Source organism: Shinella kummerowiae (assembly GCF_009827055.1).
Taxonomy (GTDB): Bacteria; Pseudomonadota; Alphaproteobacteria; order Rhizobiales; family Rhizobiaceae; genus Shinella; species Shinella kummerowiae.
Window position 1 is genome coordinate 61,712 of sequence record NZ_WUMK01000013.1, and the last position, 26,301, is coordinate 88,012.

At 64.8% G+C, this 26,301-nt stretch carries 22 protein-coding genes; 15 read left to right on the forward strand and 7 right to left on the reverse strand.

The features are described 5' to 3' along the window. Positions 1 to 142 precede the first annotated feature (142 nt). Positions 143 to 844: a GntR family transcriptional regulator gene (locus tag GR138_RS27235; RefSeq protein ID WP_160862410.1), complete on the reverse strand. Its 702-nt coding sequence runs from the start codon at positions 842 to 844 to the stop codon at positions 143 to 145. Positions 845 to 939: 95 nt separating this feature from the next. Further along, positions 940 to 1,626, reverse strand: a complete 687-nt coding sequence (locus tag GR138_RS27240; RefSeq protein WP_160862411.1) for a DUF2848 domain-containing protein — start codon at positions 1,624 to 1,626, stop codon at positions 940 to 942. 252 nt (positions 1,627 to 1,878) lie between these two features. On the opposite strand from GR138_RS27240, the gene GR138_RS27245 reads away from it, so the two are divergent. The 10 genes from GR138_RS27245 to GR138_RS27290 all read left to right on the forward strand — a co-directional run bounded on the left by GR138_RS27245 (position 1,879) and on the right by GR138_RS27290 (position 12,294). Continuing rightward, positions 1,879 to 3,174, forward strand: coding sequence for an ABC transporter substrate-binding protein (locus tag GR138_RS27245; RefSeq protein WP_160862412.1), 1,296 nt, complete (start codon positions 1,879 to 1,881; stop codon positions 3,172 to 3,174). A gap of 124 nt (positions 3,175 to 3,298) precedes the next feature. Next, positions 3,299 to 4,198, forward strand: coding sequence for a branched-chain amino acid ABC transporter permease (locus GR138_RS27250; protein ID WP_160862413.1), 900 nt, complete (start codon positions 3,299 to 3,301; stop codon positions 4,196 to 4,198). Positions 4,199 to 4,200: 2 nt separating this feature from the next. Further along, the gene (locus GR138_RS27255) at positions 4,201 to 5,133 is read left to right on the forward strand and encodes a branched-chain amino acid ABC transporter permease (RefSeq protein ID WP_160862414.1); all 933 of its coding nucleotides are present in this window, start codon (positions 4,201 to 4,203) and stop codon (positions 5,131 to 5,133) included. Next, positions 5,130 to 5,873: an ABC transporter ATP-binding protein gene (locus GR138_RS27260; RefSeq protein WP_160862415.1), complete on the forward strand. Its 744-nt coding sequence runs from the start codon at positions 5,130 to 5,132 to the stop codon at positions 5,871 to 5,873. The genes GR138_RS27255 and GR138_RS27260 overlap by 4 nt, the downstream gene beginning before the upstream one ends. After that, a complete protein-coding gene (locus tag GR138_RS27265; protein ID WP_160862416.1) occupies positions 5,873 to 6,550 on the forward strand; it encodes an ABC transporter ATP-binding protein in 678 nt (225 codons plus the stop codon). Before GR138_RS27260 ends, GR138_RS27265 begins: the two co-directional genes overlap by 1 nt. A gap of 108 nt (positions 6,551 to 6,658) precedes the next feature. Beyond that, a complete protein-coding gene (locus tag GR138_RS27270) occupies positions 6,659 to 7,183 on the forward strand; it encodes a MarR family winged helix-turn-helix transcriptional regulator (protein WP_160862417.1) in 525 nt (174 codons plus the stop codon). Between the two features lie 27 nt (positions 7,184 to 7,210). Next, positions 7,211 to 8,068, forward strand: coding sequence for a LysR family transcriptional regulator (locus tag GR138_RS27275; RefSeq protein ID WP_160862418.1), 858 nt, complete (start codon positions 7,211 to 7,213; stop codon positions 8,066 to 8,068). 109 nt (positions 8,069 to 8,177) lie between these two features. Next, on the forward strand, positions 8,178 to 9,569 hold the full coding sequence (locus GR138_RS27280) for an amidohydrolase family protein (RefSeq protein ID WP_202402878.1): 1,392 nt from the start codon (positions 8,178 to 8,180) through the stop codon (positions 9,567 to 9,569). A gap of 722 nt (positions 9,570 to 10,291) precedes the next feature. Next, a complete protein-coding gene (locus GR138_RS27285; protein WP_246200752.1) occupies positions 10,292 to 11,059 on the forward strand; it encodes a WecB/TagA/CpsF family glycosyltransferase in 768 nt (255 codons plus the stop codon). Continuing rightward, positions 11,056 to 12,294 carry an FAD-dependent oxidoreductase gene (locus tag GR138_RS27290; protein ID WP_160862421.1) on the forward strand — a complete coding sequence of 413 codons (1,239 nt, stop codon included), beginning with the start codon at positions 11,056 to 11,058 and terminating at the stop codon, positions 12,292 to 12,294. The genes GR138_RS27285 and GR138_RS27290 overlap by 4 nt, the downstream gene beginning before the upstream one ends. A gap of 6 nt (positions 12,295 to 12,300) precedes the next feature. Here the strand turns inward: GR138_RS27290 and GR138_RS27295 are convergent, their stop codons facing one another. From GR138_RS27295 to GR138_RS27310, 4 genes are read right to left on the reverse strand one after another with little or no spacing between them, the layout of a single operon-like run. Continuing rightward, positions 12,301 to 13,182, reverse strand: coding sequence for a hypothetical protein (locus GR138_RS27295; protein WP_246200754.1), 882 nt, complete (start codon positions 13,180 to 13,182; stop codon positions 12,301 to 12,303). Between the two features lie 47 nt (positions 13,183 to 13,229). Continuing rightward, entirely contained in the window at positions 13,230 to 14,753 is a 1,524-nt protein-coding gene (locus GR138_RS27300; protein ID WP_160862450.1) for a hypothetical protein, read from the reverse strand. Between the two features lie 27 nt (positions 14,754 to 14,780). Further along, on the reverse strand, positions 14,781 to 15,890 hold the full coding sequence (locus tag GR138_RS27305; RefSeq protein WP_338091184.1) for a glycoside hydrolase family 5 protein: 1,110 nt from the start codon (positions 15,888 to 15,890) through the stop codon (positions 14,781 to 14,783). Beyond that, positions 15,887 to 17,983 (reverse strand): GumC family protein, encoded by a 2,097-nt coding sequence (locus GR138_RS27310; protein WP_160862423.1) that lies wholly within the window; start codon positions 17,981 to 17,983, stop codon positions 15,887 to 15,889. Before GR138_RS27310 ends, GR138_RS27305 begins: the two co-directional genes overlap by 4 nt. 183 nt (positions 17,984 to 18,166) lie before the next feature. Between GR138_RS27310 and GR138_RS27315 the strand changes: the two genes are divergently transcribed. After that, complete coding sequence (locus GR138_RS27315; protein WP_160862424.1) at positions 18,167 to 19,555, forward strand: lipopolysaccharide biosynthesis protein; 1,389 nt, start codon at positions 18,167 to 18,169, stop codon at positions 19,553 to 19,555. Continuing rightward, positions 19,552 to 20,709: a glycosyltransferase family 4 protein gene (locus GR138_RS27320; RefSeq protein WP_160862425.1), complete on the forward strand. Its 1,158-nt coding sequence runs from the start codon at positions 19,552 to 19,554 to the stop codon at positions 20,707 to 20,709. Before GR138_RS27315 ends, GR138_RS27320 begins: the two co-directional genes overlap by 4 nt. Here the strand turns inward: GR138_RS27320 and GR138_RS27325 are convergent. Further along, a complete protein-coding gene (locus GR138_RS27325) occupies positions 20,622 to 22,106 on the reverse strand; it encodes a glucosamine inositolphosphorylceramide transferase family protein (RefSeq protein WP_160862426.1) in 1,485 nt (494 codons plus the stop codon). The two genes, GR138_RS27320 and GR138_RS27325, sit on opposite strands and share 88 nt — an antisense overlap. 231 nt (positions 22,107 to 22,337) lie before the next feature. Here GR138_RS27325 and GR138_RS27330 point away from each other — a divergent pair, with 231 nt between their 5' ends. The 3 genes from GR138_RS27330 to GR138_RS27340 are packed head-to-tail and all read left to right on the forward strand — an operon-like array spanning position 22,338 to position 26,184. Further along, positions 22,338 to 23,591, forward strand: coding sequence for a flavin-containing monooxygenase (locus GR138_RS27330; protein ID WP_160862427.1), 1,254 nt, complete (start codon positions 22,338 to 22,340; stop codon positions 23,589 to 23,591). A gap of 41 nt (positions 23,592 to 23,632) precedes the next feature. Then, positions 23,633 to 24,706 carry a LysR family transcriptional regulator gene (locus tag GR138_RS27335; protein WP_246200756.1) on the forward strand — a complete coding sequence of 358 codons (1,074 nt, stop codon included), beginning with the start codon at positions 23,633 to 23,635 and terminating at the stop codon, positions 24,704 to 24,706. Further along, positions 24,703 to 26,184 carry an aldehyde dehydrogenase gene (locus GR138_RS27340; RefSeq protein WP_160862428.1) on the forward strand — a complete coding sequence of 494 codons (1,482 nt, stop codon included), beginning with the start codon at positions 24,703 to 24,705 and terminating at the stop codon, positions 26,182 to 26,184. Before GR138_RS27335 ends, GR138_RS27340 begins: the two co-directional genes overlap by 4 nt. Positions 26,185 to 26,301: the final 117 nt, after the last annotated feature.

Below are 26,301 nucleotides of genomic sequence, written 5' to 3' on the forward strand. Positions count from 1 at the left end.
GCCACCTTCTCCCCGCGAGCGGGGCGAAGGGATGTGCCGCACCGTTTTCCTGCATTCTACTGCCCTCTGGGGCACGTCCCCTCTCCCCGCCTGCGGGGAGAGGGCTAGGGTGAGGGGCAAGCTGCTTGTCTAAGGGGCGCCTTCAAAACTGCCGGACGATATTTTCCCTGAAAGCCTCGATATGCTCGCGGATCGCCTTTTCCGCCTGGTCGGGGTCACGCTTGCGGATGCCCTCCACCACTGCCGCATGCTGTTCGCACACGCGCACATGGTGCTCGTTGGAGCGCAGCGAGATGAACCAGAGCCGCGTCGAGCGGTCATGCAGGTTGCCCATGATGTCGGGCAGCATGGAATTGCGCGAACTTGCGGCAAGAAGGGCGTGGAACGCGCGGTCGAGGTTCATCATGGCCTCGATTTCGCGGTCCTTGGCGGCCTGCCAGGTGGCGTCGAGGTTTTCCGAGAGGCGGGCGATATCGGCGGGCTCGGCCAGTTCCGCCACCCTTCGCACACAATAGGCCTCATTGACGAGGCGCACGTCGATGATGTCGAAGATTTCGTTCAGGCTGATGGGCTTCACCATGATGCCCTTGCGCGGCAGCACGTCGATCAGCCCGTCCGCCGCCAGCCGGTCGATGGCCTGGTGGACGGGCGTGCGGCCGATGTTGAGCTCGGTGCTCAGCACGCCCTCACTCAGCACCTCGCCCGGCTTGAGATCGCAGGTGATGATGCGGCGCTTGATAGCCTCGTAAGCCATATCGCGCAGGGAGACGACGGGGTCGCCGCGCCTGCGCCGGGTGGGAGATGCATCGTCGGTCTCGGCAGTCTCATCGGCCGTCATCGTCATGTCCGGTTTTCCTTCACTCGCAGCCCGTGAGGGCCGGCAGGCCGATTCATATCGACTTGCCGGACCGAGACAAGCGGAACGCCCCTGTCGGGGAATCACCCCGCGATGGGCAACGTTTTCACGTCATAGCCGAAAGCGATCTTGCGTTGCAAAACCGGATCCTCCAGTTCGCCCTCGAAGCGCGTGCCCGGACGCACGCCGCCGATGGCAGGCATGGTGCCGCCGAACATGGCGGTGCCATCGGGGAGCGTTCCATCCGCCGCCCAGCCGCCGATCAGGTTCGCCGGCGCCAGAAGGCCGGAGAGCGGGCCTTCCTGGTAGAGCACGCGCACGCCGTCGATGACCGCGTGGCTGCGCAGGATCAGGTCGTCCCAATGGTCCGCCACCTCCTCGAAGGGCCAGACGGTGGTGGCGACCGGCTTGTCGCAGACCTGCTTTGACACCGTAACGCCATAGGTTTCCACCTTGCGGTCGGTATGGTCGGAGCCGACGCCGACATGCAGCTTGCCATCCTTGGCGATCAGCAGGGCCTCCACCTCGCCGCTGCCGGCTCCGCCGGCGTCCTCGATGGCCTCGGCCGTGGAAAGCCGCGCGGCGGCGACGCGGTAATAGGTCGGGGTTGCGGCGGGACGGGCGACGCCGAGCGCCTCGAGCTCGCGGATATGATGCTCCATCGCTTCCTTGTTGCGGCCGGCCCAGCCGGCGATCACCAGATTTTCGACGTCGACCGTGACCGGCGTGCGGCCGTCGCGGCTTTCCAGCGTGAGATTGAGTGTCGTCATGTGCAGTTACTCCCTAGACAGCCGTCCCGGCTACTTGCTAACATCGCTTTGCTACAAAATTAAATGTCAGTGATATTTCACTGCAGTTTTATCTTGCATATGAAATGCGATTACGCAATCATCAAAAACAGGGCGCAGGACGAGGAAAACCAACGCCGAATTCAGCTCCGGAGCCTCGCTCCGGGCGGCGATGCCGCATGGCCGAAAAAACCGGAACCCGGCGCAGAGCCCGGGCCAAAAAGAGGGAATGAGATGATCAGCTACCGAAACATTCTTTGCTCGGCCGTTGCGGCCGCAGCCTTGCTCGCTGGCCCGGCGCTGGCCGAAGACAAGCCCGCCGCCCTTGGCGTCGGCGTGTTCAGCTTCACCTCCGGCGGCACCGCCGCCTATGGCAAGCCGGGGCGCGACGCCGCCGAACTGATGATCGAGCGCATCAACGCCAAGGGTGGCATCGGCGGCGTGCCGCTGTCCGCTACCTATGTCGACGAGGGCCAGGGCACCGAGGGTGTGATCGCCGAATACCGCAAGCTCGCGGGCGATGCCGCGACAGAGGTGATGATCGCCGCCCTGTCCTCCGGAAACTGCATGGCGCTTGCCCCGGTCAGCGATCAAATGAAGGTGCCGACCGTCGGCTGGAACTGCGACACGCACCAGCTCTACCTCAAGGATGCGCATCCCTATTTCTTCCGGCCGAACGGCAATACCGTGCCGGAGTTCGTCGCCTATGCCGCCTATCTCATCGCCGTGAAGCCGGATGTGAAGCGCATCGCCATCATCAACCCGGACTATGCCTTCGGCCACGACGCAGCAAAAATATTCACGACCGCCATCAAGGCGTTCAAGCCGGATGTGGAAGTCGTCGCCGAACTGTTTCCAAAACTCGGCGCCGGCACCTACCAGACGGAAATCTCGCGGCTTACCGCCGCCCGTCCCGACGTGATCTTCTCCAACCTCTGGGGTGGCGACCTCGAAAACTTCGTGCGCCAGGCGAGCCCGCGCGGTCTCTTCCGCTCCTCCCAAGCGGTTCTGGCGCTTGGCGAATCCTCCATGCAGAACGTGCAAATCCCCGAGGGCGTGATCGTCGGCGTGCTGGGCGATGGCTGGTGGATGTCGCCGGATGCGGCCGCCAACCCGGAGACCAGGGAATTTGCCGAGGCCTACAAGGCCAAATACGGCAAATGGCCGGTCTTCCCGGCGATGAAGATGGCCAACAGCTTCCTCTATGTGCAGGCCGCCTACGACAAGGCGATGGCCGGCAATGGCGGCAAATGGCCGAGCCGCGACGAGGTGGCCGCCGCCATGAAGGGCAGCGAGGTCAAGACGCTGACCGGCACGATGCAGACCCGCGCCGACAATGACGGCGTGGTTGACCAGATCATCGGCGTCACCGCCAAGGCGGACGGCCACGACGGCCCGGTCATCGGCGACATGGTGCGCTACAAGGGTGCCGACCTGATGCCGCCGGCCGGCGAAGACCCGATCGCCTGGATCGGCACGCTCTCCGCCGACCTGCCGACGAAACTGCCGCAGCCCGGCTCCTACAAGTAATTTTCGCGGGGTAGCTGCAGTAGGAAATGCCCTCGCCGCCACAGCGTCCCTTCTCCCCGTGGGGGAGAAGGGAATTCGGCAACGGCATCCTTCATCTGCGAATGCCCTGTGAACGGAGAAATCCATGTTCGAAACCATCGTCCCTCTGCTCATCGACGGGCTGGCGAATGCGGCGCTCATCTTCCTGGTCGCCGTCGGCCTCACCCTCGTTTTCAGCGTGCTGCGCGTGCTCAATGTCGCGCATGGCAGCTTCTATTCGATCGGCGCCTATGCAGCGGCCTCGCTCGGCCTCTGGGTCGTTGGCGCGGGCCTGCCCGGCTGGCTGACCTTCGCCAGCCTGCCGCTGAGCGCCGCACTGGTCGCCGTCATCGTCGGCCCGTTGATCGAGCGCACGCTGATCCGCTGGGCCTACGGCAAGTCGGAGGCCGTGCAGATCCTCGTCACCTTCGGCCTGTTCCTCATCCTCGAAGACCTGCAGCGCATCGTCTTCGGCGTCGATTCCTTCTACGAGGACACGCCGGTGCAACTGCTCGGCTCCATCGAGATCGGCGGCGTGGTCTACCTGACCTACCAGCTCGTGCTGATCCTGCTTGCGGCAGCACTGCTCGTCGGGCTCAAACTCTTCATCGGCCATACGCGCATCGGCAAGCTGATCGCCGCCGTCGTCGCCGACCGTGAAATCTCGCAGGCGATGGGCATCAACACCAACCGCGTCTTCATGATCGCCTTCAGCCTCGGCGTCTTCCTCGCGGCGCTCGGCGGCGCGCTCACCGTGCCGCAGGCCGGCGTCTCGCCGGGGCTCGGTGCCGATACGATGGTGCTCGCCTTCGCGGTCGCCGCCATCGGCGGGCTCGGCAAGATCGAGGGCGCGGCGGTCGCCGCCGTCATCGTCGCGCTCGCCCGGGTGCTCGCCATCTATTTCGCCCCCGAACTCGATGCGGTCGCACCCTATCTAGTGATGCTGCTCGTGCTTCTGGTCCGTCCTTACGGCCTGTTCGGCTCCGCAACGACGAGAAAGATCTGACCATGCCTCTTCTTCCCCTCGCCACCGGCGCCATCATCGCTCTCGTCGCGGCCACCTTCGCCTTTCCCTGGCTCGAATTCGTGCTGACGCTCGCCATCGCCAAGGGCCTTGCAGCCCTCGGCGTCGCGATCCTTTTGCGCGGCGGGCTGATCTCCATCGGCCATGCCATGTTCTTCGCCATCGGCGCCTATGCCACAGCCTTCGCCATGCGCGATTTCGGCATCACCGATGTCTTCGCCCTGATCCTGATTTCCGCGATCATCTCGCTCGTCGCCGGCCTGCTGATCGGCGCCTTCGTGGTGCGCTACCGCGCCATCTTCTTCGCCATGCTGAACCTCGCCATCTCCATGGTGCTGTTCTCGCTGCTTTCGAAATTCTACGGCGTCACCGGCGGCACCGACGGGCTGCGGGTCGGCACCCCGACGGTGCTCGGCATGGTGCTCGAAGCCAAGGGCTTCGCGACCTTCCTCTTTTATGCCGCGATCGCCGCGATGGTTCTCGCCGGCCTTGCCGTCAACGCTTATTTCAAGAGCCCGCTCGGCGAGGCGCTGTCGGCCGTGCACACCAACGAAATCCGCCTCGAATATCTCGGCATTCCGGTGCGCGGCGTCTTGCTCGTCGCCTATGGCCTTTCGGCCCTGCTCGCCGGCATCGGCGGCACCTTCGCCGCCATGACCATCGGCCACGTGCTGCCCGACATGGCCTACTGGACCGATTCCGGCCATCTCGTGCTCGTTGCCGTGCTCGGCGGCATCAGCGGCATTGGTGGGCCTTTCGTCGGTGCCGCCTTCCTCGAACTGGTACACACGCTTGCCGCCGGCGTCACCGATGCCTGGAACATGATCGTCGGCGCGGCCCTGCTCGGTGTCATCTTCTTCCTGCCCAAGGGCCTGATCGGCTTCATTCGTCCGACCAAGAAGGGAGACCTCGCATGACCGTGCTCCTCGAAGCGAAGAACCTGCACATCACGTTCGGCGCGGTCAAAGCCGCCAACGGCGTGGACCTCCATATCGACGAGGGCGAATTCCTCGCCATCATCGGCCCGAACGGTTCCGGCAAGACGACCTTCCTCAACCTGTGCACCGGCTATATCCGGCCGTCTGAGGGCGAGGTCTATCTCGACGGCAAGCCGATCACCCGCCTGCCGCCCCGCACCATCGCCCGCAAGGGCATCGCGCGGGCCTTCCAGATCCCGCAGCTCTTCCTCGACCAGACCGTGCTCACCAACCTGATGCTGGCGATCGCCTCACGCGAGGGTCTGTGGCAGGTGGGCAAGGCGCTCGGCCGCCCCGCCTACCGCGACGAGGCCATGGCACTGCTGGCGATGTTCAATCTCGCCGATTGCGCGCCCACGCTCGCCTCGACGCTGCCGGAAGGCCGGCGCAAGCTGGTGGATATCGCGATCGCCTTGGCGCTAAAACCCCGGCTGGTGCTGCTCGACGAGCCGACCAGCGGCGTCAGCGCGCTGGAACGCTTCGCGCTGATGGAAACGCTGATGGGCGCGCTCCGGCAAGCCAAGGTTTCCGCCCTCTTCGTCGAGCACGACATGGATGTCGTCGAGCGTTATGCGGACCGTGTCGTGGTCTGGGAAGCGGGTCGGGTGATGGCGGAAGGCAAGCCGGAAGCCGTGTTCAAGGATGCCCGCGTCATCGAAAACGTGATTGGAGTGGCCTGATGCTCACCGTCTCTTCCCTCAACGTCTCGCTGGCGGGCGCAAAGATCCTGCGCGACGTCACCTTCACGCTGAAACCCGGCGCGACGACCGTGCTGATCGGCCGCAACGGCGCCGGCAAGACGACGCTGCTGCGCGCCATCATGGGCCTCACGCCGGCCGAATCCGGCTCGGCCGCCCTGGATGGAAGACAACTTTTGCCGCTGCCCGCCTTTGCCCGCGCCCCTGCCGGCATCGGCTATGCGCCGGAGGACCGGCGGCTGATCCCGGAATTTTCCGTCGAGGACAATATCATCCTGCCCGGTCAAGCGCTGAAGCTGCCGCAGGCTGAAATCAAAAGCCGCCTCGAAAAGGTCTATGCCCTGCTGCCCGAACTGCACACGATGCGGGCGCGTCCCGGCAACGGCGTGTCCGGCGGCCAGGGCAAGATGGTGGCGCTCGGCCGGGCGCTGATGGTGGCGGAGAAGCTGCTGATGCTCGACGAGCCCTTCCAGGGCCTCGCGCCGGCGCTAGCGCTCGACTATGCCCGCACGCTCTCGCGGCTGCGCGAGACCATGCGCGATCTCACCCTGCTGATCACCGAATCCAGCCCGAACCTGCTGAAATCGGTGGCAGACGAGACGATGCTCATCGAGCGCGGCGCCGTGACGCTTCAATCGCCTGACGCGGAGGCCGCGTAGTTGTACCGGCCGGGCGGGTCCCTCGCCCGCTCGGCCTCCTTTGTTTGATCGCAGTTACCCTATATACCAGCTTCAGCTAGGTATTTTGCAAAGCTGAAGGACGCATTCATGCCAGTGACGATCAGCAGGCCCGAACTGCTTCAGGACGGCGACGACGCGCCTTTCCGCCAGATGATCCATGATGCGCTGGGCTTCGGCACGCGGCTGCTCGAGATCCGCAACCGGCTCGGCGAGGTGATCGGCCTTTCGGGACCGGCCTTCTCCATCCTTATCGCCATCGAGCACCTGTCCAAGGATGCCGATGTCGGTATCAGCCAGGTCAGCGACCATCTGCACCAGTCCGGCGCCTTCGTGACGCTGGAGGTGGCAAAGCTCGTGAAGGCCGGCCTCGTCGACAAATTCGCCAATCCGGAAGATGGCCGGCGTGTCATCGTCGAGGTGACGGACAAGGCCCGCGCCCTGCTCGCCGAACTCGCCGAGACCCAGCGCCCCGTCAACGACGCGATCTTCGCCGGGCTCGACCCCGACGAATTCCGCACCTTCGCGACGATCGCCGCAAAACTCGTCTCCGGCACGGAAGAGAGCCTGGCGCTGCTGCGCTATCTGGCCGAACAGCGCCGCAGCCGCGCCTGATCCCGGCCCTACGGTGGAGGCGGGAAAATGAATCGCTATCCCATGTTCAGCCCGCAGCTTCTCGTCAGCTTCGTGGCCGTCTGCGAGACCATGAGCTTTACGCGCGCTGCCGACCGGGTGTCGCTGTCGCAATCGACCGTCAGCCAGCAGGTGCGCCGGCTGGAGGAGCTTCTGGGCAAGGCGCTGTTCGAGCGCACGTCCCACGAAGTGCGGCTGACCGAGGAGGGCATCAAGCTCCTGAGCTATGCCCGCCGCATCATCGCGCTCAACGAAGAAGCGCATGACGCGCTGACGGGACCATGGCGCGACGGCGTGCTGCGGCTTGGCATGCCGGAGGATTTTACCGTGCCGACGGTCGACCTGCTCGCCGCCTTCAAGCGCGAGCACCCGCACCTGCGGCTCGACGTGACCAGCGGGCTCAGCCCCGACCTGCACCGGGCCTATCGTCAGGAGGAGCTGGATCTCGTGCTCGTCAAGCAGCGCCGCGTGCACCTGCCGCGCGCCGCGCGGCCGGAACCGCTGCTCTGGCTCGACAGCCAGGAACACCCCGCCATCGAACAATCGCCGGTGCCGCTTGCCGTCTTCCCGGTCAATGGTCTCTACCGTGAGGAACTGTGCGGGACGCTCGATAGTCTCGGGATCCGCTGGCGCGTCGGCTATAGTGGCGGCGGTCTTGCCGCCCTTGCCGCAGCCTCTGCGGCGGGGCTCGGGGTCAGCCTGCTGCCGGCAAGCTGTCGCCTGCCGGCGCATCGTGTCCTGGGCACGGCCGAGCGCCTGCCGCCGATCGACGATTTTGAACTCGCCTTGTTTTACCGCGATAGCGCCTCGGCCATCGCGCTCGGTCTTGCCGGGCGGCTCATCGATTTTTGCGGACTCAACCCCTAGCATCAGTGGAAAATCGAATAGCCAGCATTTTCAAATGTCGCTGCCAAGCGGTGCCGGCGTTGCCTAGAGTGGCGTCATCAGATCCATGCACCATGACGAGGAGACGACGTTGCAGCACGCCGTATCGCAGAGCCGCCGAACCTTTCTCAGCCGCACCGGCCAATTGACCACCGCAGCCGCCGTCGCCGGCCTTACCGGCATGAGCCACGAGGCGGCCGCGCAGACCACGGCTGATAAAGAGGATGCCACGGTGACGGACGTGAAAGACACACACTACCTGCTTGCCGATGTTCGGCTGGAGGACGGCTTCGAGAAGGACGGCGATGTCGTCGTCGCCACCCGCACGGCCCTCTACACGCTTGAAATCAGGGACGGCAAGATCGCAGCACTCCATGCCGCCGGCGCGACCCTGCCCGTAGACCTTCCGACCTACCAGGCGAACGGCCAGCTTGCGCTGCCCACCATGCGCGACATGCACATCCATCTCGACAAGACGTTTTATGGCGGGCCATGGCAGGCGCCATTGCCGCGCCAGGGCAAGACGATCATGGACATGATCGCGTTGGAAGAAAAGCTGCTGCCCAAGCTGCTGCCGACCTCGGTCGAGCGCGCCGAGGGCCTGATCGCGCTTCTGCAATCCAAGGGTAGCACGGTTGCCCGCAGCCATTGCAACATCGATCCGGTGAGCGGGCTGAAGAGCCTCGAACACCTGAAGATCGCGCTGGAAAAGCATGAGGACGACTTCGTCTGCGAGATCGTCGCCTTCCCGCAGCACGGCTTGCTGCATTCAAAGGTCGACGGGTTGATGCGCGAAGCCATGCAGATGGGCGTCGATTATGTCGGCGGGCTCGACCCGACCAATGTCGACAGCGCCATGGAAAAGTCGCTCGACGCCATGTTCCAGATCGCACTCGACTTGAACAAGGGCGTCGATATCCACCTGCATGAGACGAGCCCGGCGGGTGTCGCGGCGGTCAACTACATGATCGATACGGTGGAGAAGAACCCTGCCCTCAAAGGCAAGGTGACGATCAGCCACGCCTTCGCGCTGACGACGCTCTCGCCCGAACAGCTGGAAGAGACAGCCGGGCGGCTGGCCGCGAACGGCATGACGATCGCCTCGACCGTGCCGATCGGCGGCCTGATGATGCCATTGCCAAAACTCACCGAAAAGGGCGTCTTCGTCATGACCGGCACCGACAGCGTGATCGACCACTGGTCACCCTTCGGCAGCGGCGACATGCTGGAAAAGGCCTATCTCTACGCCCAGCTCTATCGCGGCTCGGACGAGTACCACCTGTCCCGCGCGCTCGCCATCTCGACCGGCGGCATCCTGCCGCTCGACAAGGACGGCAACCGCGCCTGGCCGAAGGCCGGCGACGAGGCCGGCTTCACGCTCGCCGGTGCAAGCTGCTCGGCCGAAGCCGTCGCCCGCGTCTCCCCGCGCAGCGCCACCTTCCACAGGGGGCGCCTCGTCTCCGGCGGCGTCGGCAAGGCTTGATCCGTTCTCAATCGAATTCCACGACGGCGGCCGTATCCTCACGGCCGCCGTTTTGCTTTTGTGCGGCGGCTAAAAATCAAGGGCCACAGCTCGTGCGCCCAAACGGCACAGCACAACCTGGACTGCTCTGTTCAACCCGGTGCGCTACATTTTTTGCGGAACAAAACACAACCATAGAGGGTTCTTTGTTGTGAAAAAGCTTCAATCCTGAACACTGACCTTTGTTGGATTCCATTTCAGCGAGGGCAAATTCTTCCTATGGTAGTCTATCTGCATCAATCTCTCATAAGTAGCATTTCCGCTTGAGGTTGCATTGCGGCACCAAACGTCAAAACCGAAAACCAGCGCGACAACCGATAGCGCCGCACTCACCAATATACTGTTTTTATTTCGAATAACTTTCAAAACTCCTTTTGCAAGGCAGCCTCATCCAACCGCATTTTACTTCTTAAAATTCAATTAAACTTTTAGATATTAACTAAATATTGATGATCTTTTAACGCCATAGGTAGCATAAAATACATTACCTCAACTGGAGGTGACGTATAATGACAGACACCGACAAGCGTTTTCACAGCAGACTCAGCTCAAGCAACACACCCTACGGTAGAGTTGACGCTACGCCTCCGGCGGCATGTGCCAAAACGACCGTGGAGGCACTTCCGCCGGTTCTCGGGCATGAATCTCCCGATGGGTGTGCGGGATCGGAGGGGGGATCGTCCTTGCTGGACGCGCTTCCGGCCGTGCCCCAGGCCCAGCTCGGAGGGCTGACGATCGCCGCACTGGACCTGACACGCGCCGCCGCCTTGATGATCGCCGCGGCCCGTCGGCACCGTCGCCACGGTCGCCCGCTCTACTTCACCTCGGCAAACGGAGAGGTCATTGCCCGCGTACATTCGGATCGTGCCATTGCCGGCCTGTTCCACGAGGCCGACCAGATCCTTGCCGATGGCCAGCCGCTGGTCTTCGCCTCCCGGTGGCTGTGCCGGCAAAAACTCCCCGAACGCGTCGCCACCACTGATCTCTTCCACGACGTCGCCCGGCTTGCCGAACGGGAGGGCGTGACGTTTTACCTGCTCGGCGCGACGGAGGCGCAGAACATGCGGGCCGCCGCGATCGTCCGGCAGCTTTATCCGGCGCTGCCCCTTGCCGGCCATTGTCACGGTTATCTCAGCGGCCCGGCGCTGCAGGCCAAGATCGATGAAGTCAACGCTCTGGCACCGGATATCCTGTGGCTCGGGCTGGGCGTGCCGCGCGAACAGATTTTCATGCGCGACTTTGGCGACCGGCTCGGCAATGTCGGCGTCGTCAAGACCGCCGGCGGGCTCTTCGACCATCTCAGCGCAAAGGTGCCGCGCGCACCGCTCTGGATGCAGCAGGCCGGCTTCGAGTGGTTCTGGCGCCTGCTGATGGAGCCGCGCCGGCTGTTCTGGCGCTACCTGACGACCAACCCGCGTGCCCTCTACGCCATCCTGAGGCATTCCAGATGAGCCCCGAACACACAGCCCAAGCCGACGACAGCAAACCGGGCATGGAGATCGCCGTCGTGGGCGGCGGGCTCTCCGGTACGCTCACCGCCTATCTGCTGGGACGTGCGGGCCATTCCGTCACGCTGATCGACCGTCACCGCAGCTTTCCCCGTACGTTTCGCAGTGAAAAACTCGGCCCCGGCGAGATCGAGACGCTCAGACGCTTCGGTCTTTCGGCTGCCGTTGCGGCAAGGGCCGCATGTTTCGACGAAACCCTCAACATGCGCAGGGGCAGCGTGGTGGACCGCACCCATGCCCGGCATTTCGGCATCCTCTATCACGACTTGGTGGAGGCGATCCGCGCCGAGATGCCGGCGGCCGTCCGCTTCGTCCAGGGCCAGGTCCGCGAAATCAAGGCGGGTGCGCGACGGCAGCGCATAACCATCGTCGGCCACGAGGAGGTGACGGCGCGGCTTCTGGTTCTCGCGACGGGAACCGGCGATACACTGCGGCGCGATCTCGGTATAACGCGGCGGATCATCCGGCCACGGCAGTCGGTCGCCTTCGGTTTCAACCTCCGCCCGACGGGCACCGATGGTTTCCGGCATGCGGCACTGACCTGGTATGGCGAACGGGTGTCCGACGGGATCGACTATCTCAGCCTGTTTCCGGTTGCCGGCGCGATGCGGGCCAACCTGTTCGCCTACCGCGACCGCGGCGATTCCTGGATCCGGGCGCTACGCGAACGACCGAAGGACACGCTGGCCGCCGCCTTTCCGGGACTGATCGGGACGATGGGTGACTTCGAGATCGAAGGGCCGGTCGACAGCTGGATCACCGATATCGCCGTCGCGGATAATTATCGGCAGGACGGCGTCGTGCTCGTCGGCGATGCGTTCCAGACGACCTGCCCGGCGACCGGGACGGGTGTCACCCGTCTTCTGACCGATGTCGAGCGGCTGTGCACCAGCTATATTCCCCGATGGACAAGCCACAATGTCATGACGGCCGCCGATCTGGCCGCCTTCTACGACGACGCCGAGAAGCGGCGGATGGACGCCTATGCGCTCGAAACAGCGGACTTCCGTCGCCGCCTGACCATCGGGACGGAAATGGAATGGCGGCTGCGCCGGTACTGTCATTTCGCGCTCCGCCGCGTGCTGAACGGCATCGACAGGCTGAGCCCGGCCCTCGTCGGCAAACTGCGCCAGATCAAGGATGCACAGTCCGGGCAGAATGTGCCATCGGCCGTCTGATCCCGCTCAGGAACCGAAAAAGACGAACTCCGTGAAGGCCAGATCGCCGGGTGATGGCGGGTTCGGGCCCTTGAAATATTTCGGCCCGATTTCGGCAAAGTAGCGCCCGACGAGCCCCGCCACCGGCCCGTTGGAATCGACGAGGCAGATCAACTGCCCCTTGCCCAGCAGATGACGGCCAAGCGCGCCGGCGTTCCGGCTGAGCTCGGCGTGGGAGCGGCAGTAGATGACCTGACTGCATGGCACCAGGCCTTTCAACACCCGGCGTGTCTTGAAAATGAAGGGAGAAGCCGCGCCGTCGCGGATGCAGATGAGCGCGCGGCAGCCAAGCACCGCATGGTCCAGCAGCATTTGCCGTTCATCCTCCGGCAACAGCGCGAGTTCCGTCGCGTCCGGCCGCACCTCGACGACCCGCACAGGCGCGCCGACGGGGCTCAGCATCGGCAGGAAGGCGAGCTGCCCATCGGCAAAACGCTTGAAACGCAAAGCCTCCGTTACCTTCAGCGTGACGGGGGCGGGCGTGATGCTGAGATAGGTCACCTCCTTGCGCCGCATCGCCGTCATGACCAGCTTGAGCGCATAGGCGCGAAAATCCTCGTCGACCGCCCAACTCGAGAGATTGCACCGCACCGCACTATCCTGGCCGACTGCCGGAAAATAGAGCGTCAGCATGACGCCGACGATGCGGCCGAGGCTGTCGAGGGCATAGCCGTATTGCGGAAAGTCGCCGACCGGCCGGCGTCGCGCCATGCGGGCCAGCGCCTCTTCCCAGTGTTGTCGCGAGCGTTCGGGAAACCCCCGGCCGAGGCAATCGATGACCGCGGGCCAATCGCTCTGCAAAATCGGCCTGCAAACCAGGCCTTCCGGGAGGGCACCCAAAGCGCTCATGACGGGCTCCGATTGCAATCAAAAGATTAACAATCATTATACACCCCTTAAAGTTGTGTTCGCAACTCTGCGCGCTCACCCCTCACATGTTTCTCTCTTATCTGTGTGCCAAGTGAAACACCGACCAGCAGCAGGCAGAAACCGAGTGCCAGCGGCGAGAAGAAGGCCTCCTCCTGCAGAACCGCATTTGCCGAAATCGTGACGATCGCGACAAAGGCGAACAGGAAGTCGGGATTGCCCGTTTCCATCAGTCGCCTGCCGGTTGTCTTGGCAAGGGCCGCCAGGAAGCCGAAGAACACGGCGCTGCCGATGCCCATCTGGTAGAGCATGACGCCGACGGCGCTTTCGACCGGAACCGCGGCCGCCCCCTCGCCCTGCGCCCTGTCCCAATCGAGGTTGAGGCTGGTGCTCGATAGGTTGCCGCCGATGCCGAGCCCCTGCCCCAGCGGATTGGCGAGAAAATCGCGAATGCCGGCGATCAGGCCGAGCACGTGATAGTCCCCGTGCCGGGCGCCGTAGAGGGTCGCCGCCGCCGTCCACGTTGCGGCAAGCAGCACGACACCTGCAAGCGTCAGGCCGGCGCGCGACGGGCGATAGAACAGGCGGCTCGCCAGCGCCATCGTCAGCAGGAAGGCGGCACCCTTGGAGCCGATGACGAGCAGGACGGGAAAGGCCGCCAAGGGCAGCAGCCAACGTCCACGGAACAACAGCCAGGAGGACAATAGGCTGAGCGCATAGGCATAGCTGATCGGGTGGAAGTTCGGCCCGCCATTGCGGAAGATGCGGGGCAAGGCGTCGCCGAAGAAAGCCGTGTTGAAGAAGGTCGCGGTCATCGTGTCTTCGAGGCCGCGCAGCACGAAGCCGGTTTCCCGCAACGCTTTCTCCCAGACACCCGCCTCGATCTGCTCCTTGAGGCCGCGCTGGATATAGAGATCGCCATGGAAGAGGCCCAGAAAATCCATCCGGAAAATCTGCTCCAGATAACCGTAACCGACCGCCACGGCGCAGAGCCACATCATGCAGGTGCGCAGGTCGATCCGGTAAAGGCTGGCGGCAAGGATGGCGATATGGAAGCAGGCGACCGGCGTGATCGTGTTGCGGAAATAGATGACGGCGTCCTTCGGTCCGCCGCGCACGGCGCCAAGCAGCAGGTAGATACCGATCACGCCGCAGAGCAGGAAGCTGAACAGCAGCCACGGCCGCAGGTCTTGCAGAGCGCGCACGCGGTTCTGGAAGGAGGCAGCCGCAAACAGGCCGAAGGCCGTCATCAGGATGACGAAATTGGCACCGCGCAGGGCGTCGAACGTGGTGTCGTCCGGTACGAAAGGCGTGAACCAGGCGACCACCAGATTCTGGAACAGAAAGGCGCAGGCGATGACGATCGGAATGCCGGCCGGCAGGGAGACCGTGAGGACGATCATCAGGAGGAAGGTCGCGGCAAAACCGAAAGGCGTCCACACGGCGAATGCGGCAACGGATGTGATGATGGCAAGGAAGGCGACGGCGAGATGAAACAGCGCGTCGGATCGCAGCATATCCGTCGATGGCCGTGCCAACACCGCGTCCGTCATCGGCACCGTCGCTTTTCGAGTGCCATGTCAGTCCCCCTCACCGAACAGCGCGTCGAGCATGGCCGCGTCGAAGCCGTCGGCCTCCAGGCGGCTTTCCATGAGGCCGAACCCCTGATCGAGGTCCCAATAGGCCCAGCCGATGCCGCTCGCTTCGGCCGCCTTGCGCACGGCGCGTATCCACGCCAGGCGACTTGGTGCATCGACACAGACATCCAGCACACCGAATTCGTTGAGCATCACCGGACAACCGGATCGCTCCGACCAGCGCGCAGCCCCCTCGAACACGGTGCGGACAGCGGTCTCGGTCCAGGGCGTCGCCAACTGGTCTTCGATCAAGGCTATCGCCTCGTCGTCGCCGGCCGCGCGAAGCGCGGCAAGGCGCGCACGGACAAGCGGCGTCTCCCGCGTCGCCGGAAACGGCAGGCCGGAGATGCGCGCGAGCGGCGATGCACCCCAGCTCTGGCATTGATGGGTGAAGGCCATGGGCGCGTAAAAGTGCACCGCCGCGATCTGCTTGTCGTCGGGTAGCGGCGGCGTGGCATCGAGCTGCCAGATGCCCTGATCGGGCGCCGGTCCCCAGACGATTGTATGGTCGGGACAGGCGCGGCGGACGGTTTGCGCAAGGCGATCCCGCAGGGCGAGCCAGTCCGTGTTTTCCATCGGCGGCTCGTTCAACAGTTCGGGGTAGACCCTGTCGGCCGGCAGATCGGCAATCACGCCGCGCAGGGTTTCCCAGCCACGCAGCACACGCTCGCCGGCAGCTTCGGCATCCTGAAGGAAAAGCGCATGAAGGTCGGCGGAGGGATGCATGTCCATCAGAACTGCGAAGCCGCGGTCGACGAGCCCTGACACGCCTTCCCGGATGTCCCGCAACGCCATCCCGTTGGCCGAAAGCACACGGCCGCAATCCACCGGCAGCCGGACGGTCCTGAAGCCCCGGCGAAACAGCGCGTCGAGCACAGGATCGGCCGGAACCTGCCCGTTTTCCCGGTCGAGCCATGCCGGAATGTTGATGCCACGGGACGGAACAGACCGGGATTGCGCCCGCATCGATCGCGATGGCAAAGCTGTCGCCAGCACCGCCGCGCCGGCAAAAGCAAGCGTCGCCCGCCGCGAGACTGCATCGTCCGACCTCACCGCGCGCTCCCGCGCCATCGAACGATGGTATCATTTGCCGCGCCCGCAACGCGCTCGGAAGCAAGCACGAGCACCGCGCTTCGCGCCACCCCATCGTTGCCGAGACGCTGGCGTAGCAAGCCATTCAACTCAGCCACGTCATCTGCGGCATCGAGCACAAACAGCATGCACTCGACATCCGGGAACAGTGCGGCATCCCAATCCGCATCGGTGAGCGGCGGCCCGAGCAGGAGCACGAAGTCATAGTCGCTGGCATCCGCAAGGCCAGCGCCGACCGTGAAAGGCGTGCGACGTCCCTTTTCGCCGTCGAATGCCCGAACGAGCGTCGGCAGGCCACTTGCGCCGTTGATGAACACGCCCGCGCCAAGCTCCGGCGCCGTATCGCTCACCTCGACCACCAACACCTTCTGGCCGGCCTGCTGGAGGCCGATCCCGATCATCGCGCCGGCCAGCTTGGCGTCGGGTCCGTTTCGAAGGGGGAAGACGAGGAGCACATAGGGTGGCGCATGCTCGGTCAGGAGTGCGAGGATGCGCCGGACGAGTTTCAATGTTTCCTGCGAGAAAGCCTCGCCGCCGCGCTGGAGAAACCGCCGCCGCATCGCACGGATGCGGGACGATGCGCCCGCGCTTGCCAATCCCGGCAATTCGTACCGGCCAAGGTTGATAGGGACGGCCTCGGATCGCGTCGGAATGAAGCGAGCGGGCAATTGCGTTACCGCCGCTTCGTCAGGCTCGGGGCCGGGATCGCGCTCTGCTTTTTCGACCGGCCCACGCAGGATTGCGACGCCGCAGCCGACCAGAAGCCCCAGCGCGGCGCTGACCGGCAGGAGCAGCAAGGGCGTCGGCCAGGTGGGCTGCACCGGCGGGGCGGCGAAACCGATCACCTTTGCCTCGGAGAGCTGGAGCCCGCGCATCTGCGACGTTTCTTCCGCCCGCTTCAGCACATCGTCGAGTACGGTGCGGGCCGCCTGCGCCGTCGCCTCGAGCCGCCGCAACTCCACCCGTGCGGCATCGGCAGCCCGAGATTTTTCGCGCAGGGTCTCGAGCTTGGCTTCCAGCGCCGCGACCGTCTGCGTGGAGAGGTCGTATTTCGCGTTCAGCTCCTCTTTGATCCGGCCGGCCTCCGCGCCTATCAGGCCGGCGGTCTTTTCCAGCTCGGAACGCAGCCGACGGATGGTCGGGTGGCGAGACTGGTAGACCGTTTCCGCGCTGGCAAGGGCGGCCGCGCGCTGGTTATAGTCCGTGCGCAACGTGTCGATCGCATCGGAGGAGACGATCTGCGACAGCCGGGCGAGACCGGCCGGCGAGGCACCTGCCGCTGCGGCCTGGTCGAATTTGTCCTTCGCCTGATCGGAACCCACGCGTGCCGCGATCACCTGCACGGTCAACTGGTCGATCTGTGATTGCAGGGTGCCGCCGGCCGCCGCATCGAGAAGCCCGTGCCGCACCTTGAAATCGCCCACGGCGCGCTCGGCCTCGGCGACGTTCCTCTGCAAGGTGCCGACCCGGTCGGCGAGCAGGGCGCTGACGTCGCTGTTGGCGCTTTCGCGATCTCCCGCCAGGCCCGCCTTGTAATAGTCGACGATGGCATTGGCGATCCGCGCGGCCTTGTCCGCCGCTTCGGATTTGACGCTGACTTCGATGACATAGGTCAGACCGGCCCGCTCGACGGAGATGCGTTTCTCGAACCGCTTGAAGGCCGCATCCTTGCCGGTTCCGCCCGAACCGAGGAAGGCCAGCAAACCGCCATCGGTGAATTCCGGATCACCGGCAAGGCCCTCGCTTTCGAACACTGCCATCAGCAGGTCGCGGGATTCGATCACGAAAACCTGGCTCGCGACGGCCGCACTGTCCGGGCCGATGCCGGGCAGGACGCTCTCGAAACGTGTGGAACGGGCGTCGCGCGGGTCGATCAGGATCGATGCGGTCGCCGTATAGGTCGGTTTCGTCACTGCGAGATAGAGGACCGCCAGCAGGACGGTGACGCCAACGCTCGCCAGCACCGTCAGCCGGCGCTGCCACAGGGTTCTCCAGACGGAGCCCACGTCGAACAGGGGCGGAAATGTGCCTTTTTCCATCTGCTGCGCTGCCATTTCCGCCGTCTCTGTCCCTGCGCGTTGTGCCTGGAACTATCGGCAATCAGCGTTAGCTCTTCGTTAAAATTCCACCATAAGCATTATTTTACTTTCCGAAAGTAACCATTGCGCGAGTTTTCCGTGGCGCAGTTGCCCCGTTCTGGCGTATTTGATGACGGTCAAATCGGGAGCCGGAAGGCCATGGCGCGCAGAAATGGGAGCAGTCGAGCGACGGGGTCGGGTGCGAGGCTGCCGATCGGCGTGCTGGCACGCAATGGCGTGGCGGCGGGCGTTATCAAGCTCGCCAGCGCCGGCCTATCCTTCCTGATGCTGGCAGCGGCAGCCATGGTGACCGACGAGCGGCAATTCGGCCTCTACAGCACGGCCTATGCCGGCGCCAGCCTGGTGTCCTTCTTCTCGCTGGTGGGCCAGCATTCGGTGGTGCTGCGCTTCTGGCCGCAATATGCCGGCAGCGACGACCAGCCAGCGGCCAATGCCCTGATGGCCCGCGCCATGCTGGTGGCCTTGGCCGGGCTCGTGCTCTCCAGCCTTCTCGTCGGAGCGATTGCCTTCCTTCCCCTCGCCCCGGACGTGCCGGAATGGCGTGCTCTATGCCTTACCGCCGCTGTGCTTGTCTTCGCACTCGGCTGGTCGGAATTCACCGCCTGTGCCTTGCGCGCCAAGAACGCGCTGTTCAGCGGCCTCCTGCCGCGCGACATCTTTTGGCGCACAGCGGGGATTGCGGCGTTCGCCGCAACGGGCCTTTTGACCACCGGCATGAGCGCCGTCGCGGCAACCTATCTCACCGCGTTGCTGCTCATCGCCTGCGTCTTGCCGCAGAGCATCGTCCTCGTGCGCGACACATTTGGCGCAGCGCGTGGTGCCCTCAACGCCGCGCAGAAGGCGGAATTCGTCAGCGTGACCTTCGGCCTCTGGGGCGTCACCGCCCTGCCGCCAGCGCTCAGCCAGGCCAGCACCTTGCTCGTCGCGGTCATCCTGGGGCCGGAAGCAGCCGGCGCCATCTTCGTCGCCGACCGCATCATGCGCCTTGCCATCCTCGCCCTCACCGGCATCAACCAGGCGGTCGCTCCGCAGATTTCCGGCAGCTTCTACCGCGGCGACCGGCCGCATGTGCAGCGCATCACCGGCCTGGCTGCCATGGGCGGCTTTAGCGTCGCCCTCCTTATGCTGGCGATCTTCGTCCTCTTCGGCAAACCGATCCTCGCCATCTTCGAACCGGCCTATGCGACGGACAGCATCCATGCGGTTCTGGTCATTCTCGGTATCGGCGCTCTCGTCGGCACGGCCTGCGGGCCGACCGAACTTCTCCTGCAACTGACCGGCCTGCAAAAGGCGCTTTTCCGAACCCTGATCGTCGTCAATTCAGCCGGGCTCGCCCTGACGGCGCTCCTTACCTATGGCTTTGGACCCATTGGTGCTGCGCTCGGCATTGCCGGCACCCTGATGGCGTGGTGCCTCACCGGCGCGACGATCGCCCGTCGCCGGCTCGGCATCGACCCCTCGATCCTCGGCTTCTTTACCGGGCCGGATGCGACCTTCGTCCGAACGCTCCTGAGAGGCCGCGCATGAAAATCGTTCAGGTGCAGACACAGGCCGAAGCCGGCGGGGCCCAGCGTATTTCCGACATGCTGGGGGACGGTCTTCGCGCCCGTGGTCATGACGTGCGCATCGTCTTCCTGTACCGCAAGACCGCGGTCTACGACCAGGATCCCTTCGCCGATTTCATTCTCGATGCGCCGCCGAAGGGACTGGCCGGGCAGGTCCGCGCCGTCATCGGCCTTGTGCGCTATCTGCGCAAGACGCGACCGGAGGCCGTGCTGTCGTTCCAGCACTACGGCAATCTGTTTGGTACGCTCGGCGCCCGTCTGGCCGGCGTGCGGACGATCATCGCCAACCAGAGCGGCGCGCCACAGAGGCGTGGTGTGCGGGGCCTTCTGACGCAGATCGACAAGGTCATGGGCATGGTCGGCCTCTACCATGCCAACGTCGTCAACTCGGGCTGGACCGCGGCGCAGTTCGGCGGCTTCCCGCGCACCTACCGGCAGCGCATACGGCGCATCGATCACGGCGTCGCCGCTCCCGCAGGCGATGACGACAAGGCTGCGGCGCGGACGGCGTTCGGCATGCCGCGCGACGGCTGGATTGCCGTGTCGTCCGGCCGCCTGGCGGCGTCGAAGAACCAGGTGGCACTGGTCGGCGCGCTGGCGAGAATTCCGGATATCCACCTTGCTATCGCAGGCACGGGGCCGGAACGGGAGGCGCTTCTGACCTCTGCCGCACGTCTGGGCGTTTCGGGCCGCCTGCATCTCGTCGGCGAAGTGCCGCCGGAGCGGATCTTCACGTTCCTGGCGGCCGGCGATGCCTATGTGTTTTCCTCACTGGCGGAAACGTTCGGCCTCGCCGCCGTCGAGGCGGCGATTGCCGGCCTGCCGCTTGTCGCAAGCGATCTCGACGTGCTGCGCGAGGTGCTCACCACGACGGATGGCGCACCGGCCGCGCTGTTCGTGCGACCGGACGTGGACGGGATTGCCGGGGGCCTCGCCGAAATCCTGGCGACGCCGGCGCTTGCCGCCGACCTTGCGGCGGCGGGACGCCAGCTCCGCGACCAATATTCTCCGGCGGCCATGTGCGCCGCCTACGAGGCTCTGCTGCTTTTCGGCCGCCTGGGAACGGCGGCAATGCCATCGATCACCTCGAGCGATCCCGAGCGATTGAGCGTGTGAATTTGCGGATAGGGCCAGTCGCCATCGGCAAGGATGGGGCGTGGGTCCGACAGGCGCACGGTGGTCGGATCGAGCCCGACCAGTTCGGACAGGCCAAGCCCGCCGCCATAACCCAGCGTACCGTCCTGCACCGGCAGCAGGAGGCGCCCCGCCCGACTTCGGATGAAGGCGCCGCCGGGACGCGCCCGGCGACGATCGATCAGGATTGGGTTTGCGGCATGCTCCCGCCAGGGACCGAGCAGCGTCGCCGCTTCGAAGACCACCATGGTATCGGATGTGCTGCCATAACCATCGCGGCGCGTCGCAAAGAGCCAGAGCGAACCGCCGTGATCGAGCAGCGTCGCGTCGGAGATTTCGCCTTCGAGCAGGGTTGCTGCCGGCTGCCATGTGTCCGGAAATTCCGCGGCGCGGTAGAGGGTAAGGCGGCCACTGGCACTTGCCTCGGGCAGCATCCAGAAGGTTCCGTCGCGCTCGAAAACCTGCGGATAGGAGAGATGGTGCGGCTCCTCCAGAACCACCCGCGGCGGGAGCGGCGTCCGGTCCTTCGTGAACGGCACGACGGAAATCACTGCCTTGCCGGCGTCATGCACATAGTCCTCCACGAAGAGAAAGGGACGGCCCTGCCAGTGGACGGCGAAGGGATCGGCATAGAAGCGGTCGCCGGCATCCGGCAACACCGTCCACCCCGTCCCGAGCCGTCCCGTTTCCGCGACACCCGGCCCATCGATGAAACGATAACCCACCCGCCAGTGGGCATGGCGGAACCGGGCGCGCCGGAGTGCTTCCCTGCCGAGACGGGGCAGAGCCCGGGAAAGATAGGCGGCGAGAAATCCTTCACCGCTGTTGTTGGATGCGCTCGACACGGTTCCCATGTCTTCGAGCCGGCCTTCCGCGAACGCGCGCACGACCGAGAGAATGAGGGTGACCGCCCGGGCAAGCACATCCTCGACGCCAAGCGATGTCGCCTCCCTTCTGTCGATCATCGGCGCGGCACGCCCCACGATGGTCCTGCCATCCAGCACGGCTTCAAGCACCGGCAGCTCGCCCAACGCAACCGTTCTTGCGATGGTGAAATCGGCGTTGGCTCGATCGAACCGAACCGTGAGGGTCGGAATATCTGAAGGGGGTGCATTGCCCACAAGATCCAGGCGGAGCGTAGGCGGCCGCGTTACGGAGCGCGCGGGAATACTCGTCACCGGAGACGCAAGCCCTTCGTCGACGCGCCGGAACAGCCGGCGCTCCAGGCCGAGAAGGGTGTTGAGGGAGGTAGGCCACGGCGTGGCAGACGCCTCGTGCAGCACGGCCACATCGCAATTGTCCTCCTCAAGCCGATGGATAATTTGAGCCTGCCAGGCGCGCGGATTGCGCTGGGGAACAACGACGACGATCGACAACATGGAATGCATCTTTAAGGTGCTACTTTCTTTTAAGCAACTATAAGATGAGGAATAGCGGATTCGCTTCTGAAAACCGAATCCTTCTGCCCGATGCCAGGCATGCGACCCCGCCCTGCACTTAGCGGCTCCCTAATCAGCGCTGAACCAAACGCTTATGTCGGCGATTTCCAGCTTCCTCTACATCTTTCGCCAGAGATGGCCGCAGCGCCAGAAAGCAAGAGGGAAGCCGGCATGGCAGTGGAAAAAGTGGATACGCTGGTGATCGGCGCCGGCCAGGCCGGCGTGGCTATGAGCGAACATCTCGGCAAGCGCGGCATTTCCCATCTGGTGCTCGAAAAGAGCCGTATCGCCGAAAGCTGGCGCACCGCGCGCTGGGACAGCCTCGTCGCCAACGGCCCCGCCTGGCACGACCGTTTTCCCGGCATGACCTTCGACCTCGAAGACGACGCCTTCGCGCCGAAGGAGCAGGTCGCCGACTATTTCGTGGCCTATGCGCAGAAGATCGAGGCGCCGATCCGCACCGGTATCGAGGTGAAAAGCGTGCGCAAGGAGGGGGACACGTTCCGCGTCGAAACCTCTGAAGGTTTGATCGAGGCGAAGAACGTGGTGTCCGCCACCGGCGCTTTCCAGCGCCCGATCATGCCGGCGCTCGTGCCTGATGAGGAAGGCCTCACGCAGATCCACTCCAATGCCTACCGCAATCCGGGCCAGCTCCCCGAGGGGGCCGTTCTGGTGGTCGGCGCCGGGTCCTCCGGCACGCAGATCGCCGACGAACTGCTGCGCGCGGGAAAACGCGTCTATCTCTCCATTGGCCCGCATGACCGGCCGCCGCGGCGTTATCGCGGCAAGGACTTCTGCTGGTGGCTCGGCGTGCTCGGCATCTGGGACCTCAAGGTGCCGGCACCGAACACCGAACATGTCACCATCGCCGTCAGCGGCGCCTATGGCGGCAACACCGTCGATTTCCGCCGTCTCGGCAACCGCGGCATGGTGCTGCTCGGCCGGGCGGAAACCTTCAAGGACGGCGTCCTGCAGATCGCGCCGGACCTTGCCGAGAACATCGCGCGGGGTGACGCCAACCACTTCTCCCTGCTCGACCGCGCCGACGACTATGCCGCGAAGAACAATCTCGACCTGCCGGAAGAACCGGAAGCCCGCCGCAAGGAAGCGGACCCGGCCTGCGTGAGCGATCCGATCCTCGCGCTGAACCTGAAGGAAGCCGGCATCACGGCCATCATCTGGGCGACGGGCTATGCGGTCGATTACGGCTGGTTGAAGCTCGATGCCCTCGACGAAAAAGGCCGGCCGGTGCATGAGCGCGGTGTTTCCAAGGTGCCGGGCCTGTTCTTCGTCGGCCTGCCCTGGCTGTCTCGCCGCGCCTCGTCCTTCATCTGGGGCTGCTGGCACGATGCGGATTACCTCGCCGGCTACATTGCCGAACACCGCACTGCGCAGGCGACGGACACCGCAGCCGCGGCATCCTGAGCAGCGTCACATGTTGCCCGCCGGGAGGAAACGAGCGTGCCATGATCCGAGACCTTAGCCCCCGCGACGGCCTGCTCATCCACAGCCCGGAGGGCCACGCTCTTCCCGCGCGCAAGAATCTGTTCCTTAATTGGCGCCTGAACAGGGGAACAGACATGGTGTTGCGCTTCACGCTCCGGCAACTGGAATATCTCGTCGCGGTCGGCGAATACGGCTCGGTGACGGAGGCCGCCGAACGGGTGAACGTGTCCGCCCCCTCGGTCTCGGCGGCGATCTCGCAGCTCGAGAAGGAATTCGGCATCACCCTCTTCGTGCGTCGCCATGCGCATGGATTGTCGCTGACCCAGGCCGGCCACACCTTCGTCGATCAAGCGCGGCAGATCCTCGGTGAGGCGGCGAAGCTCAACGCGCTATCGAATGAGCTGACTGGACAGGTGCGCGGCCCGCTGCACGTCGCCTGTCTCGTCACCTTCGCCCAGGCTGTCATCCCGGCGCTGCGCCGCGCCTTTTCCGATGACTATCCCGACGTTGATTTCTTCCAGTATGAGCGTGACCAGGCCCGCATTCTCGAAGGGCTGCGCATGGCGCGCTTCGATATCGCACTGTCCTACGACCTCGATATTCCCGCCGACATCGCCTTCCACGAACTGGCGGTCCTGCCGCCCTATGCGGTGCTGCACGAGGATCACCCGCTGGCGGGGCGCTCCGAGGTGACCATCCAGGACCTCGCGCCGCACCCGATGATCCTGCTCGACCTGCCGCACAGTTCGGCCTACTTCGTTTCGCTCTTCCGCGATGCCGGCCTGACGCCGCATATCGTCGAGCGCACGCGGGACATGTCCGTCATGCGCGCCATGGTCGCCAACCGCTTCGGCTATTCCATCGCCAATATCCGGCCGGTCTCCACCTATGCGCTCGACGGTGGCAAGCTCTCCTTCGTGCCGCTGACCGGCAATCTGCGCCCCATGCGCATGGGCATCCTCGCCATGGCGGGTGCCAGCCCGGCGTTGACCGTGCGGCGCTTCATCGATTTCTGCGGCGAAAAGATCGGCGACATGGTCATGGACCTGCCGGTTTCCGCCGACGCCCCCCAAGAACGGAAAGGCAGTTCATGACCACGACCACCGACTGGCGCACCCAAGCCGCGCGCCTGACATTCCGCAACGGCGTCTATATCGACGGCCAGTTCCGTGAGGCAGCGAAGGGCGGGCGGTTCGAGACCGTGAACCCAGCAAACGCGCAGGTGCTGACGGACGTTGCCCGCGGCACCGCGGAAGACATCGACGCCGCCGTCGCCTCGGCCCGCCGCGCCTTCAACGATGGCCGCTGGTCGGGCAAGTCGCCCGCCGAGCGCAAGGAGGTGTTGCTGCGCCTTGCCGCCCTCATCCGCGAGAATATCCCGGAACTGGCGCTTCTCGAAACGCTCGACGTCGGCAAGCCGATCAGCGACAGCTCGACCATCGACGCACCCGGCTCGGCCCATTTCTTCCAGTGGCATGCCGAGGCAATCGACAAGCTCTATGACGAGATCGCCCCCACCGGGCGCGGCGACCTCGCGCTCATCCGCCGCGTGCCGCTCGGCGTCATCGGCGCCGTTGTGCCGTGGAATTTTCCGCTCGACATGGCGACCTGGAAACTCGCGCCGGCGCTCGCCACCGGCAACTCCGTCGTGCTGAAGCCGGCGGAACAATCGCCACTCTCCGCCCTCATGCTGGCCGAACTCGCCTCCGAAGCGGGCCTGCCGGATGGCGTGCTCAACGTCGTGCCCGGCTTCGGCGAGGATGCCGGCCGTGCCCTCGGCCTGCATGCGGATGTCGATGCGCTGGTGTTCACCGGCTCGACCAAGGTCGGCAAATTTTTCATGACCTATGCCGGGCAGAGCAACATGAAGCAGGTCTGGCTGGAGACCGGCGGCAAGTCGCCGAGCCTCGTCTTTGCCGATGCCGATCTCGACAAGGCGGCCGAGATGGCGGCCTTCGGCATCCTGTTCAATTCGGGCGAGGTTTGCTCGGCCAATTCCCGCCTGCTGGTGCACCGTTCAGTGCAGGAGGAATTCACGCAGAAGGTCATTGCCGCCACATCCGCTTGGCCGCTCGGCGACCCGCTCGACCCTGCCACCCGCATGGGCCCGCTGGTCGAGAAGGCGCATGCCGACCGCGTGGCTGACTATATCGAAATCGGCCGCTCGGAAGCCCGGCTGGCGCATGGCGGCACGCGCGAGACGCGCGATGGGTCGGATTGCTACATCCAGCCGACCATCTTCAACGAGGTGGCGCCGGATGCCCGCATCGCGCGGGAGGAGATTTTTGGCCCCGTGCTCGCCATCACGCCGTTCGACAGCGACGAGGAGGCGCTGCGGATCGCCAATGACAGCGAGTACGGCCTCGCCGCCTCGGTCTGGACGAAGGATCTGTCGCGGGCGCTCTCCGTCTCCGACCGGCTGAATGCCGGTACCGTGTCGGTCAACACGGTCGATGCGCTGTCGGCCATGACGCCGTTCGGCGGCATGAAACAGTCCGGTTTCGGCCGCGACCTGTCGATTCACAGCTTCGACAAGTACTGCGCGCTCAAAACCGTGTGGGTGAAATACTAGGCACCTGCCCGCCCTGGCGGCGCTGTTTCGCCCGGATTTCAACCATCGACAGCGCCGGTCCGTTTTGCGCGAACGCGGATCGGCGTTCCAACCTTCACAACCAGATGAAAATAAACG

Coding starts and splice junctions, on each gene's coding strand:
- GR138_RS27265 (WP_160862416.1), top strand. CDS start 5,873: ATGCTCACCGTCTCTTCCCTCAACGTCTCGCTGGCGGGCGCAAAGATC.
- GR138_RS27290 (WP_160862421.1), top strand. CDS start 11,056: ATGAGCCCCGAACACACAGCCCAAGCCGACGACAGCAAACCGGGCATG.
- GR138_RS27260 (WP_160862415.1), top strand. CDS start 5,130: ATGACCGTGCTCCTCGAAGCGAAGAACCTGCACATCACGTTCGGCGCG.
- GR138_RS27315 (WP_160862424.1), top strand. CDS start 18,167: ATGGCGCGCAGAAATGGGAGCAGTCGAGCGACGGGGTCGGGTGCGAGG.
- GR138_RS27245 (WP_160862412.1), top strand. CDS start 1,879: ATGATCAGCTACCGAAACATTCTTTGCTCGGCCGTTGCGGCCGCAGCC.
- GR138_RS27320 (WP_160862425.1), top strand. CDS start 19,552: ATGAAAATCGTTCAGGTGCAGACACAGGCCGAAGCCGGCGGGGCCCAG.
- GR138_RS27270 (WP_160862417.1), top strand. CDS start 6,659: ATGCCAGTGACGATCAGCAGGCCCGAACTGCTTCAGGACGGCGACGAC.
- GR138_RS27340 (WP_160862428.1), top strand. CDS start 24,703: ATGACCACGACCACCGACTGGCGCACCCAAGCCGCGCGCCTGACATTC.
- GR138_RS27310 (WP_160862423.1), bottom strand. CDS start 17,983: ATGGCAGCGCAGCAGATGGAAAAAGGCACATTTCCGCCCCTGTTCGAC.
- GR138_RS27300 (WP_160862450.1), bottom strand. CDS start 14,753: ATGACGGACGCGGTGTTGGCACGGCCATCGACGGATATGCTGCGATCC.
- GR138_RS27325 (WP_160862426.1), bottom strand. CDS start 22,106: ATGTTGTCGATCGTCGTCGTTGTTCCCCAGCGCAATCCGCGCGCCTGG.
- GR138_RS27295 (WP_246200754.1), bottom strand. CDS start 13,182: ATGAGCGCTTTGGGTGCCCTCCCGGAAGGCCTGGTTTGCAGGCCGATT.
- GR138_RS27335 (WP_246200756.1), top strand. CDS start 23,633: ATGATCCGAGACCTTAGCCCCCGCGACGGCCTGCTCATCCACAGCCCG.
- GR138_RS27250 (WP_160862413.1), top strand. CDS start 3,299: ATGTTCGAAACCATCGTCCCTCTGCTCATCGACGGGCTGGCGAATGCG.
- GR138_RS27255 (WP_160862414.1), top strand. CDS start 4,201: ATGCCTCTTCTTCCCCTCGCCACCGGCGCCATCATCGCTCTCGTCGCG.
- GR138_RS27330 (WP_160862427.1), top strand. CDS start 22,338: ATGGCAGTGGAAAAAGTGGATACGCTGGTGATCGGCGCCGGCCAGGCC.
- GR138_RS27275 (WP_160862418.1), top strand. CDS start 7,211: ATGAATCGCTATCCCATGTTCAGCCCGCAGCTTCTCGTCAGCTTCGTG.
- GR138_RS27235 (WP_160862410.1), bottom strand. CDS start 844: ATGACGATGACGGCCGATGAGACTGCCGAGACCGACGATGCATCTCCC.
- GR138_RS27240 (WP_160862411.1), bottom strand. CDS start 1,626: ATGACGACACTCAATCTCACGCTGGAAAGCCGCGACGGCCGCACGCCG.